Raw genomic sequence first — 4,777 nt, 5'->3', positions numbered from 1 at the left:
GCAACGTCGTGCTGAACCTGGGTGAAGACCTAGACCGTGCCTGGGCCAGTGTTGGCCGCGCGTTGGAGCAGGGCCCTTGGCGCGTTGAAGACATCAACCGCAGCCTGGGCCTGTACTACATCAACGTGGCTGAAAAGGCTGAGAAGAAGGACGACGAGCCAGGTTTCTTCGGCAAATTGTTCGGCAGCGCGCCTACCAAGGAAGAGATCGAAACCCGTGCCGAGCGTTATCAGGTTCGTTTGAGCAAGGTGGGCGAAAGCGTGCAAGTCACCGTCGAGAAGAACATCAACACCGTCGCGCCAGCTGAAACAGCGCGCAAAGTGTTGGGCGTGATTCAAGACAACCTGGGCTGATCCGATGCGTTTTGCCGTTCTCGGCAGCGGTAGCCAAGGGAACGGTACGCTGGTCGCCCACGATGACACGTATGTGCTGGTCGATTGTGGTTTCTCGTTAAGAGAAACCGAGCGACGCCTGCTGCGCCTCGGTGTTCACCCGGCGCAGTTGAGCGCGATTCTAGTGACCCACGAACATGCCGACCATGTGCATGGCGTGGGTTTGCTGTCTCGGCGCTACAATCTGCCGGTGTACATGAGCCGCGGCACGTTGCGCGGGATGCGCAAACCCATCGAGCCGGCAGGTTTTCTGGCTGGTGGCGAGCAACTGCAAATCGGTGCCCTGAGCATCAATGTCGTCGCGGTTGCCCACGATGCCCAGGAGCCGACGCAATACGTATTCAGTGACGGTGAGCGGCGCTTCGGTGTGCTCACCGACCTGGGTTCTTATTGCGCCAAGGTGTTGGAGGGTTACCGGGACCTCGATGCCTTGATGATCGAGTCCAACCACTGCCGAGACCTGCTGGCACGCGGTCATTACCCTTACTTTCTCAAGCAACGGGTGGGCGGCGAGCTGGGACATTTGAACAACCACCAGGCCGCATACCTGGTGTACGAGTTGGGCTGGCAAGACCTGCAACATCTGGTCCTGGCTCACCTCAGCAGCAAGAACAACCTGCCGACGCTTGCCCGGCAATGTTTTGTCGACACCCTAGGGTGCGACCCGGACTGGCTGCAACTGGCCGATCAAGATTCAGGGCTCGACTGGCGACACATCGCCTAGCCCACCTTACTCAAAGCGGAGCCCATCATGGAAAAACGTGAAGAACTCTACCGCGGCAAAGCCAAGTCGGTGTACAAGACCGACGACGCCAACCGCCTGATCCTGCTGTTTTCGCAATGACACCTCGGCGTTCGACGGCAAGCGCATCGAACAACTGGATCGCAAAGGCATGGTGAACAACAAGTTCAACGCCTTCATCATGCAGAAGCTCGAAGCGGCCGGTATCCCGACCCAATTCGACAAACTGCTGGGCGACAACGAGTGCCTGGTCAAGAAGCTCGACATGATCCCGGTGGAATGCGTCGTGCGTAACTACGCCGCCGGCAGCCTGGTCAAGCGCTTGGGCGTGGAAGAGGGCCTCAAGCTCAACCCTTACACGTTCGAACTGTTCCTGAAGGACGACGCCAAGGGCGACCCGTTCATCAACGAATCCCACGTCGTGGCGTTCGGCTGGGGTACAGCTGAGCAACTGGCGCGCATGAAGGAGTTGTCCCTCAAGGTCAACGACGTGCTGACCAAGCTGTTCGACGACGCCGGCCTGTTGCTGGTGGACTTCAAGCTCGAATTCGGCGTATTCCACGACGGCTCCATCGTCCTGGGCGACGAATTCAGCCCGGACGGCTGCCGCCTGTGGGACAAGGACACCAAGAAGAAGATGGACAAAGACCGCTTCCGCCAAGGCCTCGGTGACGTGATCGAAGCCTACGAAGAAGTCGCCAATCGTCTCGGCGTACCGCTGTAATCGACGCAAGCATCTGATAGCACGGAAAAAAATCACCTTTGGGGTTTGCTTCCGCGAAAACACACTGTTATGATGCGCGCCGTTGGAGAGATGCCAGAGTGGCCGAATGGGACGGATTCGAAATCCGTTGTACCTTCACCGGTACCTAGGGTTCGAATCCCTATCTCTCCGCCATTACATAGAAAAAGCCCCCGCAGCTGAATAAGCTGCGGGGCTTTTTCATTTCCAGTCTTTATCAGCGACTGCTTCAGGGATATTTTCCAGTCCTGCCTAACGCTGATCAAGGCGCTCAGACGCTTTGCGATAAGCTTGATCACGCTCACGTTTATCAACGGCGACCACGAACACCGTAATTTCCTGATCGATCACTTGATACACCAGCCTGTACCCGCTACTACGCAGTTTGATCTTGTAGCAGTCAGGCAGGCGATGTAGGCGATTAGCCTCAATACGTGGGTTGTTCAGGATTTCGACCAGCTTCTTTTTGAGTTGCTGACGGAGGGTGTCACCGAGCTTTTGTCATTTCTTTCAATGCACGCGCATCAAAATCAAGGCTATAGGTCATCCAAAGAAACCCTTACGCGTTGAGGCGATGCAAGACGCTCACGTACGGTCGCCATCAAGGCTTCATCCTCTTCAGTCATCAGCACAGGCTTAAATGGCAACTGGCCGCGCTCGGCAACATATTGCAACGCCTGGCGTATCAGTTCGGAAGGGGTGACACCAAGTTTCTCCAGCTCCAGGTAGGCGCGAGCTTTCAGGTCGTCATCGATACGAATGTTGATAGATGCCAAGGGATAGCTCCTTGTGTAATGACGTTGGTCATTACATTGGAGCAATCGGGTTTCATTGGCAAGTTTGTCTGGACATACGGCAGTCGCTCTCATCTGTTGATCCTACTTTTTGGCCGTCGGCTTTGCCGGGCGCTTTTTATCGGTTTCTTTCACCGTTTCCCTTGGTCTTTTCTTCGCCTCTTGCTCGGTTACGTATTCACCTGTGACCGCATCGCGATATCTCGTTGGCATATCAGCACCCTTGACAGTATGTCGCCACGGCGGCGACTTTTTGAGACTAGCTCGCAGGCTTATGCACACAAGGTTCCCGGTGGAGATTCTGGTTACCAAGCTTTGCCGAAACAGGTGCTTACGTTGTGCAGGTTCGGCAGTTTTCGTGCAGGGTTGCGTTGGCTGGGGTTACATCATGAATAAGATCACCGCTGATTCTACCGAAGGGCATGCACGCAAAATCTTTTGCGTAGCCGATGATGTCGGCACCGAAGAAACCCTTATAAACGCCACCGAAACCCTCTCATCCGCCCTTCAATCCGCCTACCAATGCGCCGAAGATCCAGTCAGCACGCAGTCGCCCGTGATCATGGCCCTGGCTCAATTGATCGAGAACGCGCAAGCCTTGGTGGATGCTGTCCTTGAGCGTGATTTCCCCACGGCCAAATAAATACCTGCTCCCTGAAACGAAAAAAGCCTGCTGAGCTCAATGCTCAGCAGGCTTTTTTGCGCCTACAACCCGGTCAGGCTGGCTGCGCCACCAGGCTATTACTCACCTTGCGTCCCAACACCAGCACGGTCGCAAATCCGAAACCCACCAACACCGTGGCCAGGCTCAACAACACCGAGCTGCCCATCTGGTCGACGATCCGCCCGCCAAAGAACGAGCCCAGGGCAATGATCACCTGAAACAGCGCCACAAACAGCGGCATGCCGCGTTCTACATCCTTGGGCGCCACGACGAACATCCAGATGCTCGCGCAGGCCGGGAAAGCCCCGAAGGCGAAGCCCCACAGGGCGATCAGCATCGCCGCGCCGGTCATGCCGGTGGCGAAGTAGGGGAACAGCGCGGTGCTGGTGCCGATCATCAGTGCGACCAGCAACAGGGTGTTGCGTACGCTGCGGTTGGCGGCAAAGCCGGCGAAGATATTGCCCAGCACCCCAGCCACGCCATACAGCAACAACAGCGAGCCAATCGTCGGTCCGTCGAAGCCGGAGCTGTGTTTAAAGAACGGTGCGACATAGGTGTATGCGGCAAAGTGTGCGAGACCGATCAGCAGCACGGCGATCAACCCGACCCGTGCTTGTGGGTTGATAAACAAAGCCGGCAGGTCACGGATCTGAATGGCTTTCTCCGGGGTGAGTCGCGGCAGCAGGAAGATCTGCGCCAGCAGTACCGGAATGCCCACCAACGCCGTGACCAGGAAGGTCATGCGCCAGCCCATCAGGCCGCTGAGCCATGTACCTACCGGCACGCCCAACACGGTGGCCAGGGTTACGCCCATCATGATGATCGAGGTGGCTTTCGCAACCCCCACGCCTTTGGGCGCCAGCCGCCCGCTGAGGGCAATGGCGGTGGCCCAGAAGCCGCCGATGCTGATGCCGAGCAATACGCGGCCGAACAGCAGTAGGCTGAAATCGGTGGCAAAGGCCACCACCGAGTTGGCGATGATCATCACCAGTGTCAGGCCAATCAGCAGGTAGCGACGGTCCATGGCGCCAATGCTGACCGACAGAAACGGCGCGGCGAGGGCGGCCATGATGCCGGGTAATGTGACCATCAATCCGGCGTGACCGGCACTGATACCCAGGTCGCTGGCGACATCGTTGAGTACGCCCACCGGCAGGAATTCACTGGTCACCAGGGCAAAGGCACCCACGGCGACCGAAAGAATCGCCAGCCACTGCTGTTTGACGCTTTGTTGATTATGTTCGGGAAGGCCGTTAGAGGCCTGGCTCGCGCTTGGCATGGTGTGGGATTCCAAGGTGAAAGTCGCCTGAGGTCAGACGCAGGAGAGGGAAGCTGGGGGCGATTATGGGAATCAGTGTTGGCAATCGAGCAGGCGCTCGTTTCGATAGTAATCATCAGTGCTATCGATGTAAGGTTTTTGAAGAGTCCTCACTCAGCATCACA

5 protein-coding genes, 1 tRNA gene and 2 pseudogenes are annotated in these 4,777 nt (G+C 57.1%); 5 read left to right on the top strand and 3 right to left on the bottom strand.

The window, feature by feature from the left end; genetic code table 11:
- The 4 genes and pseudogenes from bamC to DQ405_RS24220 form a co-directional block, all read left to right on the top strand.
- Positions 1-353 (top strand): outer membrane protein assembly factor BamC (gene bamC, locus DQ405_RS24235; protein ID WP_168426350.1); only part of this gene is annotated, 353 nt, incomplete at its 5' end.
- 4 nt (positions 354-357) lie between these two features.
- Entirely contained in the window at positions 358-1,116 is a 759-nt protein-coding gene (locus tag DQ405_RS24230; RefSeq protein ID WP_014717370.1) for an MBL fold metallo-hydrolase, read from the top strand.
- Between the two features lie 27 nt (positions 1,117-1,143).
- Positions 1,144-1,858 (top strand): annotated as a pseudogene (gene purC / locus DQ405_RS24225) (phosphoribosylaminoimidazolesuccinocarboxamide synthase).
- 84 nt (positions 1,859-1,942) lie between these two features.
- A tRNA-Ser gene (locus DQ405_RS24220) sits at positions 1,943-2,032 on the top strand.
- 96 nt (positions 2,033-2,128) lie between these two features.
- Here DQ405_RS24220 and DQ405_RS24215 read toward each other — a convergent pair.
- A pseudogene (locus tag DQ405_RS24215) lies at positions 2,129-2,423 on the bottom strand (type II toxin-antitoxin system RelE family toxin).
- Positions 2,413-2,652: a type II toxin-antitoxin system RelB/DinJ family antitoxin gene (locus DQ405_RS24210; RefSeq protein ID WP_014717442.1), complete on the bottom strand. Its 240-nt coding sequence runs from the start codon at positions 2,650-2,652 to the stop codon at positions 2,413-2,415. The pseudogene DQ405_RS24215 and the gene DQ405_RS24210 overlap by 11 nt, the downstream one beginning before the upstream one ends.
- A gap of 406 nt (positions 2,653-3,058) precedes the next feature.
- Here DQ405_RS24210 and DQ405_RS24205 point away from each other — a divergent pair, with 406 nt between their 5' ends.
- Positions 3,059-3,313 carry a DUF6124 family protein gene (locus DQ405_RS24205; RefSeq protein ID WP_019818461.1) on the top strand — a complete coding sequence of 85 codons (255 nt, stop codon included), beginning with the start codon at positions 3,059-3,061 and terminating at the stop codon, positions 3,311-3,313.
- 73 nt (positions 3,314-3,386) lie between these two features.
- Here DQ405_RS24205 and DQ405_RS24200 read toward each other — a convergent pair whose 3' ends face one another.
- On the bottom strand, positions 3,387-4,613 hold the full coding sequence (locus DQ405_RS24200; protein WP_014717445.1) for an MFS transporter: 1,227 nt from the start codon (positions 4,611-4,613) through the stop codon (positions 3,387-3,389).
- Between the last annotated feature and the right edge of the window lie 164 nt (positions 4,614-4,777).

The organism is Pseudomonas sp. SST3, from assembly GCF_003325755.1.
Note: the sequence above shows the minus strand (reverse complement) of the source record. Positions and strands in the feature narration are given on the sequence as shown.